The sequence below is a fragment of the Vibrio sp. 10N.261.45.E2 genome (assembly GCF_002875705.1).
Lineage (GTDB): Bacteria > Pseudomonadota > Gammaproteobacteria > Enterobacterales > Vibrionaceae > Vibrio.
The window spans coordinates 1-16696 of sequence record NZ_MCZZ01000136.1; the positions used below are offsets into that span (position 1 = coordinate 1).

17 protein-coding genes and 1 pseudogene are annotated in these 16696 nt (G+C 43.2%); 7 read left to right on the forward strand and 11 right to left on the reverse strand.

Annotated elements, in window-relative coordinates:
- Positions 1-183 precede the first annotated feature (183 nt).
- Positions 184-1056: an aspartoacylase gene (locus BCT34_RS16305; protein ID WP_076651466.1), complete on the forward strand. Its 873-nt coding sequence runs from the start codon at positions 184-186 to the stop codon at positions 1054-1056.
- A 95-nt stretch (positions 1057-1151) separates the two neighbouring features.
- Here the strand turns inward: BCT34_RS16305 and BCT34_RS16310 are convergent, their stop codons facing one another.
- The 5 genes from BCT34_RS16310 to BCT34_RS16330 form a co-directional block, all read right to left on the reverse strand.
- Positions 1152-2153, reverse strand: coding sequence for a CobW family GTP-binding protein (locus BCT34_RS16310; RefSeq protein ID WP_076651467.1), 1002 nt, complete (start codon positions 2151-2153; stop codon positions 1152-1154).
- A complete protein-coding gene (locus BCT34_RS16315) occupies positions 2143-2703 on the reverse strand; it encodes a carbonate dehydratase (RefSeq protein WP_076651468.1) in 561 nt (186 codons plus the stop codon). Before BCT34_RS16315 ends, BCT34_RS16310 begins: the two co-directional genes overlap by 11 nt.
- 95 nt (positions 2704-2798) lie before the next feature.
- Entirely contained in the window at positions 2799-4157 is a 1359-nt protein-coding gene (locus tag BCT34_RS16320) for a dihydroorotase (protein ID WP_076651469.1), read from the reverse strand.
- An 84-nt stretch (positions 4158-4241) separates the two neighbouring features.
- Positions 4242-4697, reverse strand: a complete 456-nt coding sequence (locus tag BCT34_RS16325) for a transcriptional repressor (protein ID WP_076651470.1) — start codon at positions 4695-4697, stop codon at positions 4242-4244.
- 201 nt (positions 4698-4898) lie between these two features.
- A complete protein-coding gene (locus BCT34_RS16330) occupies positions 4899-5657 on the reverse strand; it encodes a helix-turn-helix transcriptional regulator (RefSeq protein WP_076651471.1) in 759 nt (252 codons plus the stop codon).
- Positions 5658-5785: 128 nt separating this feature from the next.
- On the opposite strand from BCT34_RS16330, the gene BCT34_RS16335 reads away from it, so the two are divergent.
- From BCT34_RS16335 to BCT34_RS16345, 3 genes are all read left to right on the forward strand, one after another.
- Positions 5786-6517 (forward strand): SDR family oxidoreductase, encoded by a 732-nt coding sequence (locus tag BCT34_RS16335; RefSeq protein ID WP_076651472.1) that lies wholly within the window; start codon positions 5786-5788, stop codon positions 6515-6517.
- Positions 6518-7041: 524 nt separating this feature from the next.
- Positions 7042-7338: an integration host factor subunit alpha gene (gene ihfA, locus BCT34_RS16340; RefSeq protein ID WP_004734853.1), complete on the forward strand. Its 297-nt coding sequence runs from the start codon at positions 7042-7044 to the stop codon at positions 7336-7338.
- Positions 7339-7614: 276 nt separating this feature from the next.
- Entirely contained in the window at positions 7615-7881 is a 267-nt protein-coding gene (locus BCT34_RS16345; RefSeq protein ID WP_241902779.1) for an NAD(P)H-binding protein, read from the forward strand.
- Between the two features lie 149 nt (positions 7882-8030).
- Here the strand turns inward: BCT34_RS16345 and BCT34_RS16350 are convergent, their stop codons facing one another.
- Positions 8031-8810, reverse strand: coding sequence for a RelA/SpoT domain-containing protein (locus BCT34_RS16350; RefSeq protein ID WP_012604146.1), 780 nt, complete (start codon positions 8808-8810; stop codon positions 8031-8033).
- A 323-nt stretch (positions 8811-9133) separates the two neighbouring features.
- Here BCT34_RS16350 and BCT34_RS16355 point away from each other — a divergent pair, with 323 nt between their 5' ends.
- Entirely contained in the window at positions 9134-9787 is a 654-nt protein-coding gene (locus tag BCT34_RS16355; protein WP_076651473.1) for a thiopurine S-methyltransferase, read from the forward strand.
- Between the two features lie 93 nt (positions 9788-9880).
- On the opposite strand, the gene purT is transcribed toward BCT34_RS16355, so the two are convergent.
- The 5 genes from purT to sbcB form a co-directional block, all read right to left on the reverse strand.
- Positions 9881-11056, reverse strand: a complete 1176-nt coding sequence (gene purT / locus BCT34_RS16360; protein WP_076651474.1) for a formate-dependent phosphoribosylglycinamide formyltransferase — start codon at positions 11054-11056, stop codon at positions 9881-9883.
- A 167-nt stretch (positions 11057-11223) separates the two neighbouring features.
- Positions 11224-12111 (reverse strand): cytidine deaminase, encoded by an 888-nt coding sequence (gene cdd, locus BCT34_RS16365; protein ID WP_102300476.1) that lies wholly within the window; start codon positions 12109-12111, stop codon positions 11224-11226.
- Between the two features lie 362 nt (positions 12112-12473).
- Positions 12474-13151 carry an LrgB family protein gene (locus tag BCT34_RS16370; protein WP_076653133.1) on the reverse strand — a complete coding sequence of 226 codons (678 nt, stop codon included), beginning with the start codon at positions 13149-13151 and terminating at the stop codon, positions 12474-12476.
- A 2-nt stretch (positions 13152-13153) separates the two neighbouring features.
- Positions 13154-13525 carry a CidA/LrgA family protein gene (locus tag BCT34_RS16375; protein ID WP_076653136.1) on the reverse strand — a complete coding sequence of 124 codons (372 nt, stop codon included), beginning with the start codon at positions 13523-13525 and terminating at the stop codon, positions 13154-13156.
- 25 nt (positions 13526-13550) lie between these two features.
- Positions 13551-14975: an exodeoxyribonuclease I gene (sbcB, locus tag BCT34_RS16380; RefSeq protein WP_076653139.1), complete on the reverse strand. Its 1425-nt coding sequence runs from the start codon at positions 14973-14975 to the stop codon at positions 13551-13553.
- A gap of 978 nt (positions 14976-15953) precedes the next feature.
- Between sbcB and BCT34_RS16385 the strand changes: the two genes are divergently transcribed.
- Positions 15954-16388: a DUF4402 domain-containing protein gene (locus BCT34_RS16385; protein ID WP_076653142.1), complete on the forward strand. Its 435-nt coding sequence runs from the start codon at positions 15954-15956 to the stop codon at positions 16386-16388.
- Positions 16389-16440: 52 nt separating this feature from the next.
- Positions 16441-16696 (forward strand): annotated as a pseudogene (locus tag BCT34_RS24650) (hypothetical protein); the annotation flags it as partial.

Sequence of the window (16696 nt, forward strand, 5' to 3'; positions counted from 1 at the left end):
CCGCGATGAACCTTAAAAAAAGCGGGTATTGAAAGGCTAGGGTGTGTTAGCTATGTATTGAATTTGCTTAAGGTTATCTTATCGGAGATGGTCAACTTATCTGGAGAAACTTAGTAATTACTGTTATGTTATATCGTATCAATAATGGGTGGCTAGATTATTCTACATTTGGATATCGATATCATGGATAAAATTAAACAAGTCTTGCTGGTTGCGGGAACACACGGCAATGAGCTCTCAGGTATTTACCTAAACAAGCTGATAAAAGAGGGCATGTACGGGGCTGATCGTTCGACGTTCTCAGCGACTTCTGTTATCGTAAACCCGAAAGCAGTAGAACAGAATGTGCGATATATAGATACAGACCTAAACCGTCAGTTTTCGGTAGGTGATAAAGAAAGTGGTTCTGACTTAGCTGAACAGGCGGTCGCGCGTCAGTTTGCCGAAAGGTACGAAAATCGAGAGCAGCAATTGATCGTTGATTTACACAATACGACCAGCAATATGGGCGCGACATTAATCTTGTTTTCCAATGATGCTTTCTACCAAAAAATGGGCGCGTATGTGAAGCAACGTATGCCGGAAGCCAATATTCTCTTCGAAGATAGAAAACCGTGGGGTGAGCAGCCATACCTTTGCACAGCAGGTGATTGTGGTGTGATGATTGAAGTGGGAGCTCAGGCGCATGGGTCGCTTAAGTTCGATACCTTGAAACTGATGAAGCAGATGCTGACCTTGGTTCTTGATTACGTTGAAAACCACAACCTTAACCAAGTTAAAGCGTTACAAGACTACAGTGCTTTTTTCTATGTTGAAGAGGTGAATGTGCCACTTGGTCCTGATGGTATGCGAGTTGCTACAGTTCACCCTGCGATCTGTGGTAGAGATTTTGAAGTCGTAAAGCAAGGCGAACCGTTGTTAGCGACTTTCTTTGGTTATGATATTTATTGGGAGCGCGAGCAAGATATCTATCCACATTTCATTAATGAGAGCGCCTACGCTAAAGCGAATATTGCAATGGCCTTGGCCGAGAAGCGATTGGTGTCGGTGAACTAGCGTTTCGAAACGATAATTGATTGGTTAAAAGCCCTATGAATGTATCAATCCATAGGGCTTTGATTTTTAGGAGGGTATGGGTTAACCAGTTCTGGCTAAACCTGACACGCCAACAATTGGTTTTCTAGGTCTATATCGATGCTATAACCAATGACTTCTATTCTTGTTTCATTGCACTCATCTAACTCACACTCTGTTAGGCCATCTTCCGTTAGGTTGTAACCAAAGATGCCGCTCTGAGTGATGAACACCGCTTTCATTCGTTCGGCCTCGAGTTCAACTAGTACCTTAAGCAGTTGCTGACGGTCGAACACTTTGTCAGCCGCGAATCGCCAACCAATACTTTCAAACCCTTCACCTTGGTTGCTCGCCTTTATCATACCGCTCTCTGGCATCGGTAATTCTGAAGCGAGTGGCTTATCTTGCTTATGATGGTGATGGTGTCCATGAGCTTGATGATGGTAAAAGTTGGTGTCTCCTTCAAACTCTTCAAAAGGGATGTTTCCATGATGAGCGAAGATCAGTTTGGTATTCGGGTGACAAATCTGGGTGACGTATTCAGCGAGTTTCTCTGCGTCGCCGTCTTGGTATAAGTCGACTTTGTTACCAACCACGGTATCGGCAATGGTGATCTGCTGATTGAAGGTGTCATGGTCTGCGTAGCGAGAGTCAGAGAGCTTACGTGCATCGACCAAGGTAACGTTCTTCTGTAGTGTGAGAACTTTTCGGTAATGCTCAGAGGACAAAACTTGTAGCACTTCTTTAGGGTGACCAAGCCCTGTTGGTTCGATCAACAAGCGATCTGGCTTTGCTTCGGTAAGCAGTTGATTGAGCGCGATTTGCATCGGCAAACCTGCTGCGCAACACATGCAACCACCGGGTACTTCACGGATAAACACTTGTTGTTTGCTGTCGTTCCCTTGGATCAAACTGCCATCAACGCCAATTTCTCCAAATTCGTTCACCAAAATAGCCCAGTTTTCATCTGCGGGCTTGTTCTTCATTAGGTTGAGAATCGCAGTAGTTTTACCAACGCCGAGAAAGCCGGTAATGATATTGGTTGGAATGCCCAAGAGAGGCTTTTTATCAGAGCTCATTGGCAATTCTCCTATAACCTTGAACAAGAGTATGGTTTGCCGAAACCACAGACTCTGAAAAGGCAGAGTATTCAGGTGGCACTTTGGAGATGCTATTCAAATCAAACCCTGAACCGATGTTGGTCATTGGTGGTACATGGAAGTTTTCAGGTAAGTCGTGTCCGTCTACTACACAGTTATGGCGAATTACACAACCTTTGCTAATTACCGTATTAAAGACGACTGAGTTGAAGCCAATAAATACGTCGTCACAGACCTGACAAGGACCATGAATGATCGATCTGTGAGCGATGGATGAGCGTTCACCAATAGTGACGGCAGCGCCAGCTTTAGAGTGGATGACGACGCCATCTTGGATATTTGTATCACGCTTAATCATGATGGCTTCCATGTCACCTTGTTCATTGACCTCGTCAGCTCGAATCACAGCGTAAGGCCCAATAAAGACGTTGTCTTCAATGATTACCTTCCCGCAGATGATGGCGGTCGGGTCAATGAAAGCGGTCTCTGATACTTCAGGCATGTGGCCGCTTGGATTTCTTCTTAACATATTGAACTCTTGTATTTTTTAATGCCGCTGGGTCTATCTTTACAATTGGCCAGCGGTTATTTGTTTAGTTGGTGGTTTGTTTTTTCGTCAAGGTTTTAGCGTTCAAAGGAGAGCCTCATTGCGGGTGTCGGCTTGTCGTTGCCTTGAGCTGATTGAATTGCCGATGCCTCAGGATGGCTATAAACTCTGCTTCCATTCACCCAGGTGTGTTTTATCTGAGCGGAGAACTCATGCCCTGCGAACGGTGACCATCCACATTGATACAAGCTGTTGTCATTACTAACTAAGGTTGGCGCTTGTGGATCGACTAATACTAAATCGGCGAAGTAACCCTCACGGATATAGCCGCGTTCCTGTATCGAATAACGGATCGCTGGGTTATGTGCGGTTTTCTCGACCACCTGATCGACAGTCAAGGTTCCAGCACTCACGTGGTCAAAAAGGCTCAGCAGGGCGTGTTGTACCAGAGGCAACCCAGCAGGTGCTTGTTCGTAAGGAACTTGTTTCTCTTGCCATGTATGTGGCGCATGATCTGTCGCGATGATGTCGATTTGGCCCGCACACAAAGCTTCTAATAGAGCGTCTCTATCACTTGGGTATTTGATGGCTGGATTGCACTTGATTTGGTTGCCGAGCGTTGCGTAATCGTTATTGCTAAACCAAAGATGATGGACACGAGCTTCTGTGGTAATGCGTTTCCCATGAATGGGGCCAGCTTCAAACTGAGCGAGTTCTTTTTCTGTTGTGATGTGCAACACATGAAGTTGACTGTTGTGTTTTTTAGCTAGCTCAATCGCATAAGAAGAAGAGGCATAACAGGCTTTGTCATCTCTTAAAATTGGGTGATCTTCAATCGTGAAAACTGCTTTCTCTTTTCTCAGTTTTTCTTGGTTTTGGGCGATGACTGAACCGCTTTCGCAATGGGTAACGATAAGGACCGGAGAGTCACGAAATATGACATCGAGCGCTTGAGGATCTTCAACCAACAGGTTACCCGTTGAAGCCCCCATAAACACCTTTACACCGCAGTGTTTGGTTGGGTCGAGACGTTTAATTTGTTCGAGGTTGTCTTCGGTTGCACCAAGATAAAATGAGTAATTGGCCAGCGAGCTTTGTGCCGCAATATCAAACTTTCGCTCTAAGGCTTCAATGGTGGTGGTCGCTGGGTTTACATTCGGCATCTCCATATAACTGGTAATGCCGCCGGCAACCGCAGCGCGTGATTCGGAGGCGATTGATCCTTTGTGGGTGAGGCCGGGTTCACGAAAATGAACTTGGTCGTCAATCATACCGGGAAGGAGATAGCAGCCTTGAGCGTCAATAATCTCATCACCTGGCTTTGCTTCGATGTTGTTGGCAATTTTTTCTATTCGCTGGTTAAGGATCAATAGATCCGACTCGATAATGATGCCTTCATTAACCAAGCGGGCATTCTTGATGAGTGTTGCAGACATAGCGTTTCATTCTTCCTTTTTGATTGCTGCTGATGCTGGGGGAGTGTTTAAGACATTAGCGTGAACATTGACGGGCTTCGGCGCTTATGTATCGACGCATTCATCACATACGCAGCTAATCTCTAACTGGGGGCTTGTTACAGTAAAGCCTTCTTGCTTTGCGTGAGATTGAAGATCGCGAATGATGGAAGGGGCGATGGTTTGCTCGCTGATTTTGTCGCACTTAGAGCAAATCAAAAACTGCGGGATGCCGTGTTCATGATCGCAAAGGATATGGTCACAAAGTATGTACTTATTAGAGACTTGCAGTTTGTGCGCTAAGTGTTGATCTTCAAGAAATTCCAATACCCGATAAACCGACATTGCTTGAACATGCTGATCAAAGTGCTCTTTACAATATTCAACGATTTCATACGCAGAAAGTGCTTTGTTGGCGTGTATCAAGGCTCGCAGTATCAACTGTCGTTTTGCCGTAAATTGTTTGCCACTGACTTTGCAGCCTTGTTTTACATGCTCAATGATTTCTTCAATATCTCTCATTCAATCCACAAAACTAGAAATTATGTAGATATGTTATAACATATCATTTTATTGTAAGAAACAAACTTTGTTGTCATTGCTTAGGGTTACTACTCAGGGGGATGATCGATATATGTTCTGGATTGGGTACGCAGCGAGGAGGCTCGCTACGCAATAACAGCGAAGGAATTACTACGGGGTAATGAGCGTATTGAGCTGTTCTTAAACCAAGTTTACTGGCTTTTTGAGTGTTGGGTGGAAAATACCCTTGGCGCCCATATCGACAATGGCATAGTCGTTTAACCCTTCGGTCATTCGACTGCGTGATTGGCTGAGTTTTACTGTCTTTAACATTAATTTTTCAAGTTTAAGGTTGTAGTCTTTAAATTCTTCTTCGGTCAGCCTAAATTTGGTCGTAATAAAGTAAGCTTGTTTGTTGTCAGCATTAATATATTGCACCGCTTGTTTCAGTGCATCGATGACTTGATTCTTGAACGTTGCGTTAAATCGAGCGTGTTCAGAGAAAGCCGTATTTGAAGGCACAATGACATGGAACTTCAAGTCGAATAACATCGCAATCAGTTTTAGCTGTTCAAGCTTTCTTAGGTAGATATGCAGTGAAGGTTTGTTTAAGTCAAAACGAGCCATTAATTGCTGAGCGTTTGTCCCTTCATTAACGATTTCTTGGAAAATAGTAAACAGCGCGGGCTCTTCACAAAAGGCCGCATCTTGTTCATCAGTAAATAGTGAGGTCGAGGCCAATGATTCTTCTGCCTCAGAGAGAATTGCGGATAGAGGGCGTTGAATTAATTCGCATATCTTTTGTAACTTGAGAATGGAAAGCGATTGATGGCCATTAAGAAGCCGTTTGATACTCACTTCAGACATTTCAGTGAACTCTGAAACCTCTTTATAAGAGATGCCTGTCTTTTTTAAATGCCGTTTTATAACGCTACAAATTTCTCGGTTGAGCGTATCCATCACTTTATCCTGTTACTTATTTATATCCTCAATGTATCACATAGTGTTACTTTTGTTGTTTGTTTTGAATAGGAAGGGGCAATTAACGATACTAATTTAGATGGTTAATACTACTTTGAGAGATTACGATGGATTTGGGATTAGATAATATCAATGTTGTTGTTACAGGGGGCTCGAGCGGAATTGGGGCGAAAATAGTGGAAGGGTTTGCCAACGAAGGAGCGAACATTTGGTTTTGTGGTCGTTCTCAACATCGAATCGACAGGTTGTATGAGCTGCTCGGAAACAAGGCGGAACGAGTTGTTGGTAAGGTAGTTGACGCCCATGATCCGGCTCAAATGAAAGCTTGGATTGCGTCTATTCCTCGCATCGATGTTTTTGTTCCTAACGTGAGTGCACTTTCTGATGAATGGGAAGATGTACTGCAAAAGGACATTAGTGCAACGCAGCATGCCATTGCATTGGTTTTACCCAAATTGCTTGAATCGGATTACGCAGCAATAACCTATATTGGTTCGAAAGCGAGCGGATATACCGCTTGTCACGCTAATGCTTATGGGGCAGGAAAGGCCGCGCTTGCGCATTACATGAAATCTCTGGCTTTGACCTACGTCCGTAAGGTAAGGGTTAATACCGTTTCACCTGGAGATACTTATATTGCTGACGGCCTTTGGGGGAGGTGTAAGCGTGAAGAGCCTGAGACCTTCCAGAAAGTCCTCGAAAGAAACCCAATGGGTCGATTGGCAAACCCTGATGAAGTTGCCAACGTGGTAACCTTTATTTCTAGTCCTGCTGCGAGTTTTGTTTCTGGAGCAAACTGGTACGTAGATGGAGCATCGACCAGCCATGTTCAATACTAGCTGTATTGGTTAGGTTGTTTATGCATAGGTGAGCTTTATTAGGTTAACTTCTAAACAAGTAACTCCGTGGGAAAGCGTAATTCAGTAAGGTTTTATTCAGGCCAATTCGAATTAAATTCTGAAATGATACAAATCTCATATTTAATAACGCTTACTTAGTAACCTCTGTTGAGTCTCGTATCAAATCAAGTAGCTGATTTTATTGGGTATCGGAGAAAAGTCTCAAAAATTATTATTTAGGTCGCTAAAGTTTTAAATTCTGTTCATTTCCATTTTAGTGAAATATAACTCCACTTGATGGCTGTTGAGTAGATGGTTTTTAGCTATATATGTGAAATTTTAAGCGAGTTATCTTTCTGATTTGAAAGAATAATTAAATAGTTAAGATAAAAAAGTTGGCGGAAATCAGAAGCTTGGCATACACTTTCCTTGTAAATGACCTTATCTCATTGATTGAATAGGGTAAATGCTTTGGCGCTACTGGCGATAGTAGCAATGTTTAACATAGCTTTGAGGAAAGTTTTATGGCACTCACGAAGGCCGATTTGGCTGAGAACCTGTTTGAGACACTCGGATACAGCAAGCGGGATGCCAAGGAAACGGTTGAAGTGTTTTTCGAAGAAGTTCGTAAAGCACTCGAAAATGGCGAACAGGTAAAACTGTCTGGTTTTGGTAATTTTGATCTTCGCGAGAAAAACGAGCGACCTGGTCGTAATCCGAAAACTGGTGAAGACATTCCAATTTCTGCTCGACGTGTTGTTACTTTTAGACCGGGACAAAAACTAAAGGCCCGAGTTGAAAATATAAAAATCGAGAAGTAGCCAAGCAATAGACCACGCCTAGCGTGGTCTTTTTGTATCTGTACATAGTCCGAGCTAAACACGCTGCTTTCACTTCGAGTCATCTTTCTCAAACATTTAAACTCTACCTCCTTTCTTTTCCCTACGCTATTTCTGATCACTGACTGACTGTGATTGGTATTACCTCTGACTCATCGCCTTTGTTTTCAGCAATATCTATCTAAGCATTCTGCGTAAGCTAATATGTAACTACAGTTAGTTACACCCACTAGAAAGATCCCGTTCAGGAGAAGCAACATGACAAAAATAGCGGTAACAGCGTCAAGTGGAAAGCTGGGTTCGGCAATCGTTGAAGCTTTGGTAAAACTAATACCAAAGAGCGATGTTATTGCTTTGGCGAGAACACCTGAAAAAGCCAAACATTTGGATGTTGAGGTTAGACCTGGAGACTATGATGACCCCGCTCAATTGGAGCTGTCGCTAGATTCAGTCGACACGCTGCTTGTCGTGTCTGGGATGGATGCGCCCGACGTTAAAGCCATTGGACTTATACAATCGTACTAAAGAGTATTATCACCAGTAGGTGGGCTTTCTAGGAACACTGGCTAAGTTGGTTTCTACAAGGTTGGATAAGAAAAACAGTAGATAAAAGAAAGGGCTGTGATTATGCAGCCCTTTGTCGTTCTTGTTTATGATAACGGTTTAGTCAGTGATTAAGCCGCTTTAATGTGCGTGGTAATGTACGGTTGCCATGCTTGTTGGTAAAGCTCTAAAGATTGACGTCTTAGGCTATTGATTTGCGCTGCTTCGATATCGTTAATTGGACGATGTTCTGCAATGGCGTGACGCTCAATACCTTGGATGATTTCGTATAGCTCGTGCTCAGGACCACTTTTCACATCAGCAATCGCTTTTAGGTGAAGTTGAACTTCGGCAATGATGTTGGTTTTTGGCAATCGAACCAACAAGTTAAGGTCACGGTAGCCAGAGTCAGCGGGAGATTTAAACTTGTTTTTCAGCTTAACAACGTCTGCTTCGCGGCTTAGTGCTTCATAGACTTCAACCAAGCTTTCTACATCGTTCGCGATGATAGTTGCACGTGCTAAGTCGGTAATTTTTGTTACGTCACCATCAAGTTCAAGAGCGATTTTTTCTTCTGCGCGAGCTTGAGATTTAACGCCAGCAAATAGCGCTTCAGAATTGGTGAGTAGGGCAGTACTTTTACAGATAGTTTCTAGCTCAGCTTGGCCTTGATGCGCTTTGCTGTACAGAATATCGAAGTCGGTATATGGCTGAGTCGGACGTGAGTCGAATGCTTTGATGCCATACAAGCCGCTTAGGCTATGGCGGAATACATTTGATGAAACTTGGTTTTGCGATGACGCTGTGCGCGATTGATCAGTTGAACTTGTTGAAACAGGTGCTGCTGCGAATGCAGGCGCTCGGCTCAATACCAGAAGCATTAGGGCCGTCGTACGGAGAAATACACTCATTCAAACTCCAAAATACAAGGTTACAAAAACGGGTAGTCAAAAGGGGTAACCAGTAACGCAAAAGAGTAAAAACAGCTTAACTAAACTCACTACATATTAAATGGGGCTAGCTAAGACAGAAACCAACTCTAACGTTTAATATTGCTTTAAAATGTGAACATATAGACAAATAATCCAAGCGTTAGTTCCGCAATTTTCAGAACTTTGAACTTAGCCAGTTTCTGTTTTTATCGAAACCGATTTGGTACTTTAACCCAAGCTAAGGTTGCTCTTACTTCTCTATACTGTACCCTTGCATTATGACTGTTTAACATGAACGAAAGATGAATAATCCTGAATTTTGGCACAATAAATGGGCAGCCAACCAAATTGGTTTCCACCTTGAAGATGTAAACCCACTTTTGATTAAATTTTGGGAAAAGACGGAGCCTAGCTACGAGAAGAGTGTGTTTGTTCCGCTTTGTGGTAAAAGTGAAGATCTGATTTGGCTAGCTTCAAAGCATGAAGAGGTTCAAGGTGTTGAACTCAGCCAGATAGCCGTACGTGCATTTTTCGCTGAGCATTTCTATACGCCGACAGTGACTCAAATCAGTGGCCAGCACGAGCTGTACCAATTTGATGAGCTAGGCGTCTACACGGGTGATTATTTCACAGCGCCAATTCAGCCAGTCGATACTATTTATGATCGTGCTTCTTTGGTGGCTTTGCCTGAAGATATGCGAACACAGTATGTCGAGCGTCTAAAACAACTGTTGAAACCGGGTGGTAAGATCCTGCTGGTGACACTGGATTACGACCAAAGCGAGATGGCAGGGCCTCCGTTTAGCGTACCTAAAGTAGAGATCGATCAGTTGTTCGCAGGCTACAAGATCACGTTGCTCAATCAAGATATTGCGGACGATGAACATCCAAAGATTGCCAAGAAAGGTTTGTCTCGTTTTTGCGAAGAAGTGTATTTGATTGAGTCTGACGCTTAAGTTCAGTTTGCTTCGTTAAGCCAACAGATAACACCAACAAAAAGACGGGCTCAATCGCCCGTCTTTTTTATTGGTTCAGAATTGAATCGCTGGTTAGTAAATCACTTTTACTTTAGACGCGCTGTGAATTGCATCTTCAATTGCTGTCTCTGTGCTGTTGCGACGAGTCAGCGCTACACCTAGACGACGGCGACCATCGATATCAGGTTTACCAAATAGGCGAACTTGTGTTTGTGGTGCATCTAGCGCCTCTGTAAGGCCTTCAAAACGAATGTTGGTTGAAGTGCCTTGCCCCAGAATAACCGCTGACGCACATGGGCCATATTGCGTGATGGACTTAATCGGCATACCGGTAAACGCACGTACGTGCAGTGCGAATTCAGATGAATCTTGAGACATCAAAGTAACCAAGCCAGTATCGTGTGGGCGAGGGGATACTTCGTTAAAGATAACGTGATCGCCTTTAACAAACAGTTCGACGCCAAAGATACCGTGGCCACTTAGTGCATTAACCACTTGTTCAGCTGTGTATTGCGCTGCTTTAATTGCGTTGTCTGACATCAGTTGTGGCTGCCATGATTCACGGTAGTCGCCGTCTTCTTGGCGGTGACCGATAGGCGCACAGAAGTGAACACCATCAACAGCGCGAACAGTTAGAAGCGTGATCTCGTAATCGAAATCAATAAAGCCCTCAACGATTACACGACCTGCGCCAGTACGACCGCCTTCTTGTGCGTAGTCCCAAGACTTTTGAATGTCTTCTTCTGTTTTGATAACGCTTTGGCCTTTGCCTGACGAACTCATTACTGGTTTCACAACGCAAGGCATTCCAACGAATTCAACAGCCGCGGCGAAGTCTTCAAAGGTGTCTGCAAAGCGGTAAGGAGAAGTGCTCAGCTTTAGCTCTTCTGCAGCTAGGCGACGGATACCTTCTCGGTTCATCGTTAGCTTAGTCGCATTTGCAGTTGGGACAACATTTAAGCCTTGTGCTTCTAGCTCTACCAACTTGCTGGTGGCAATAGCTTCAATTTCAGGAACCACATAATCTGGTTTTTCTAGTTCAATGATCGCTTGAAGTGCATCGCCGTCTAACATGTCTAATACATGGCTACGATGCGCAACTTGCATCGCTGGTGCGTCTGCATAACGATCACAAGCAATAACTTCCAAACCTAAACGTTGGCACTCGATAGCAACTTCTTTGCCGAGTTCACCTGAACCTAATAGAAGTACACGAGTAGCATTTTCACGAGTAGCAGTACCAAACATAGAAATTCCTTCCGATCTTTTTAACGATTGATTGAAAACGGGGTGATCATACTTATTTCAATGACAAAAGCAAACGTTTGCGCAAGTTGTTGCGTTAATTACAAGCATAAAAAAAGCAGCCCCGTTAAATAGGGCTGCTTGTTTAAAAGTTTGTTAAATAGATGTACTTAGATTGCTAAGTAAGTCACTGGAATGTCAGGATTAATCGCTTCTAATGTAGATTGCGTATCCGCTAGGTGGCTGATGCTACCTTCTGCGATTTCAACCAAAGCAGCACTTTCAATTTGTTCAAAATCGAAGTCCGCCAGTTTAAGTTGAATCAATGCCACTTGCAGAGGGGGCAGGCTCGGGTTAAACGCAGCATTTTCTGCGTAAGCACCCGTAAAAATCTCACCTGATGTCAATTGTAGTGAAACACCACTTAGGTTTTTGGTGTAAGGCGCATGGCTGCGGTTTAGTGCTGCTAGCGCTTCTACAACAATCGGTGTTGTTTCTTCGGTCGAGTACTTATGATCAAGCTTCGTCATTAGGCCAGTTGTTACACCTAAATCAGCAGGGCCGAAAGAGTCTGGCAGGTATTCTTGCAGTGACATCTCATCACGTTGAGGAAGCTGAACTTTAAGCTCTTTCGCTGTAGTCAGTTCGTTCATGAATTGACGGCAGTGACCACAAGGGCTGAAATTGATTGTGATATCTGAGATACCTTGTTCGCCTTTCATCCAAGCGTGGCTGATTGCAGATTGCTCGGCATGAACGGTTTGACCAAGTTGAGCACCGGCGATTTCAAGGTTTGCACCAAAATACAGAGTACCAGACAAACCACGCACGATTGCACCAACATAAAAGTCAGATAGCGGAGCGTAAGAATACGCGGCTGCAAAAGGAAGAAGCGCAATACGTAGCTCGTCATCCGCTAAACCACTTGCTTGTAGTAGGCTAGCAAATTGTTCTGGAGACAATGTCGCGTCAAAGTTGTCTGCTAATACGATGTCACTCAAAAGCGCTTTCATTGATGATGGAGCACTTTCCAGCGCCAGGGTAATACGACTGTTCATGTTGAATCCTTAATTGACCTTAGGCTTTAAGTTTATGCAATGCTCAGGAATTTTCTGTGATAAAGATCACTATTGAATTGTTGTTGTTACATTGGTTTGCATAATTAGAGTGAGGTCACACTTGAAATCGATTGCAAGCATCATTTTTACCGCTTATATCGCACTTATTGCTTGTAATAGGGTGTGACTTAACTGTTATTGCTGATTCAATCCGAGAAAAAAGCCCAAGCAATGACTGAAATAATCAGAGTATTGCTTGGGCTGATTCGATCTTTCAAACACTGATAAGCGATTAACAACGCTTAAAAGCATCGAGTAACAGTTGTTATCGGTTTACTGTTCATATTGTGCCGTCAATTAAGTTAAGAATAGGCCCAAACGACCAGTGAAAAAATACTCGGTGCGATAATGGAAGTAATGACGCCACAAAGCACAAGAGCCAAAGAGCTGAATGCTGCATCCTCCTGATTCTTTTCAGCACACGTTGCTGTCCCTAAAGCGTGAGACACGGTACCCATGGTTAAACCACGGGCGATAGGGCTCTTAATACCAATGAGATTGTAGATTGGATAAGCAAAAATGGCTCCAAACAGACCAACAATCAATACCAGTATTGCCGCAATTGCTGCTTCACCACCTAAGTGGCTCGATACTTCCATAGCAATTGGTGTGGTGACAGACTTACCTAACAAACTCGCAATCAAGCTTAAATCCGCTTTAAACGCCACTGCGATTAATGCTGCTGTTGTCATCGACATCACACTGCCTAGCGTGCAAGCAAAGGTGATGATGCGCCAATTGGCTCTGATTTGAGGTAACTGTTCATAAAGCGGGTAAGCAAGCGCTACGACCGCTGGTTGAAGCATGTAGGTAATCCAGGTGTTATCAGCATAGTAAGTCTCAAACGGTACTTTAAAGAACGTAAGAATCGGAATAATGATACCAATGCTGATCAGTAGCGGATTACACAACGGTGAGTTCACTTTTTGGCTTACCCAGCGGGCAAACAGGAATACCACGATGGTGAGTAGAATCCACATGGTCAGTTACCTCTCGAAAGCAAGCGGTCTAAGAACCATGACAGGGACACTAACACGAGTAACGTGCCACCAACGGCGCTGGCCATAATTGGCAATGCGTTCGCGATGAGCATGTCGAAGTGCTCCATCAAGCCAACACTTATTGGAACAAACAGTAAGATCATTAGGCGGATAATCAAGCTTGCACCGGGCTGTACCCAGTGCGAAGGAACAATACCAATCACCATGGCGGCAAACAGAATCAACATGCCAAAAATACTGCCTGGGATTGAGGTATCCAAAAAGTGCTGTAACGCGTTACCTGCTGTAAGTGCACCTATGATTAAGGTGAAGGAGATTAAGCAGTAAACCAGTTGGATTAATCTTTCTTTCAAAGTGTTACGTCTCTTGATAATGAAATTAGCTCGCTAACTTTTCGACGTACTGATAAACCGCCTTCAGGATAGCCATTTTCTTCTCGTCACTTTCATGTTCGTGCGCGAGGTTTTCAAGGTTGAGCATGTACTCTTCTAAGCGGCTCTCATAAAACTCACGACAATGGTTTGCCCATTTCAATTGCTCAGCTTCGTCGAGCGTCCATGGGAAGTTACGCGCACGGTAACGGAACAGTAACGGTTTAATACGTTCGTCACTAAAGGTGATATCCAAAGCTGCCAAGTTATTTGGGTCAGTTTCGCGAATGATGTTCATCGCTGTTTTATCAGCAGGTGAAAAGAAACCATCATATAGGTGTGTATCTACATCATCACTCTTTTCGTACTCTCGCTCTTGCGAGTACAGGCCGATTAGCTTTTCGCGGATCTCCGGATGTTCACGTAGCAGTGCCAAGTTCTTCAAGCATTGTTGACGATCGATACCGATGGTTTCGGCATTTTCAGCGGTCAGCGTTTTGGCTGGCGCAAGAATAGGGCACTTGTTCAATTGAACCAATTTGATTGGTACAGGCAGTTCGTCTTCGTTTAGTTCGCTGCGTTTGGTGTAGAGCCTTTCTCTGAGCTCATCAGTATCCAACTCTAATAATGGGCTCGGATCTTTAGCTAAATCGACAACGATAACGGCATTTTGATTGGTTGGGTGCCAAGCCATAGGCACAATCCAACTTGTGTAGTTGCAGTCACGGCCAAACATACCCGAAACGTGCATCAATGGTGTCATGTTTACGATATCAACCAGGTCATTTAGCTTGCGCTTATGACGCATGTTGTAAAGGTAATCGAACATCTTTGGTTGTGCAGCTTTTAGCTTCTTCGCCAACTCGATGGTCGCAATCACATCGGCCATCGCATCGTGCGCATTCTCGTGTTCAATGCCGTTTGCCACAGATAGGTGTTCTAACTTGAAGCTTGGGTAGCCTTCTTCGTTCTCTGGCCAAACAATACCTTCAGGACGCAGTGCATGAACAGCACGCATTACATCTAACAGATCCCAACGTGAGTTGCCGTTCTGCCAGCTCCATGCATATGGGTCGATGAAGTTTCGGTAACAGGTGTAACGCGTTACCTCATCATCGAATCGAATGCTGTTATAGCCAAGGCTGGTGGTGTTTGGTTTCGCTAACTCAGCGTGGATCTTGGCGATAAACTCAGGCTCAGGGAGGCCTTGTGAAGCTGCTTTTTGTGGTGTGATACGAGTGATCAGTGCTGCTTCTGGCGCAGGGAGGTAATCAGCAGGAGGTTGGCAATAGATAACCAGAGGCTCTCCAATAACATTGAAATCTTGGTCGGTACGAACACCCGCAAACTGACTCGGACGGTCTTTGGCTGGGCTAACGCCCCATGTTTCGTAATCGAAAAAGAAGTAGGTCGGCTGATTATCTGAACTCATTGAATTTCCTGAACAGCTAGCGCAGAACGTTTACTGTGGCTGAAGGTTAGTTTTATTCAGTATCTGATAGGATGCGGTACGCGTGCAACCCAGATCACAAATAAATTGCCGGAAAACGGTGCTTTACTATCCAATCGAGTCGATGAAGAAGCTTTGTAGTCCCATTGTGGCTATTTAACCGTAACTCTTTTGTCTGTTTTGTTCTGTCAACTGCGTAAGCCATTGTAGATCGATGAGTCTGATTTAGGGTCTTGCCGCGCGCGAGTTTGTTTGTCTTTTACTTTGAAGTCTTATGACTAGAAACAGGCTTGTCGCGTATGAACTCATGTTTAACCGCTGTACTTGTGTATAAATTGCATCCCTGATGTTTCAATCGCCTCACTGTGTGCTTGATCTGTGCCTACGCAAGCAGCCTAACTGCAATATAATCACCTTGTTTCTAATTAAATTTTCGGTATTTATGATTGTTGGTTTCAATTTGACTGGTGAGTTCTACTGTTCTCATTTGTAGCACTTTCTAAAACTTGTTTCTAAATTGGATATAAAAAAAGTGCTAATATTTCAAATTTATTACAACATCATTTAAATATCACTTTGTGTCATTTTTGAGACTGTATTGCAACATGGTGATCTATATAGATGATTCATCTGAATAGAATAGGGTATTAGACTTCTATTTTATTCGATGAAGATTTTAGTTAACGTGATTTTTATAAAAACAATGACGTACAAAAATAACGGTGTTAAATGTAAAACCAGTTTTATATCTAATTGGTTGAAATACTCTAATACCATTATTTTCGTTAGTGTTATTTATATCAATTTGCGTGATCTTATTCTCACTGCGTCTCTTTTCTTTATAAATAAGTGTCAATATATATATTTTCTAAATAGGATTGTTGTTACTTAATTGTTAACTTTGATTGACTATTAGGTAACCCTAATAATAAAGCCGATTTTATATAAAGGATTAAAGAAATGAACAAAGTCTTTAAGGTTGTTGCTGTATCTGCACTTTCTATCTCTTCAGCGAACGTTTTCGCTGTGAGTGACACTTTTGATGCAACACTAGAAGTAAAACAAGCAATTACAATGACAAAAACCAGTGATCTTGACTTCGGTATCATCACTTCAGACAACACAACAGACGTTGTCATCGCTCAAGGTGATGCTGGAGCTGCGGCATTTACGCTTTCTGGTGAGTCTGGTGATGCAGTAACAGTCAGTATTTCTAATACTAACTTAGTTAATGGCGCTAATACGATTGCAGCTGAATTTGACTTTAATAATGCTATTACGCTTACGGGTGGTACTGCAGACCTTAATATTGGTGGTACAGCACGTACTTCAAGTGCGACATTAGTTGCTGGTACATATACTGCTAACGTTGCAGTAGATGTAACTTACCAGTAATTAAATGAAACCAGTGTAATATCGTGGCTGTTTTATAGCAGCCACTTTTACTATGAGTGTTCTATCCAAATATGCGTTCTATATCGGTCTAGTTATTTATTCGAGCCCTTTTCATGCGCTAGAAATAATTCCCGAAAATATGGAAGTAAAATTTCCAGGGATGTACATCTCTGGATCGGGTCAGAATGCAGACTCAAACCCTGTAAATAGTCAGATTTATGTGGTGCGTTTTTACGTTGAAGGCGATCCGGGTAAAAAAATTGTGGTTTCTCTCCCTTCTAATCAGTACCCCCGAATTCAACTGCGAA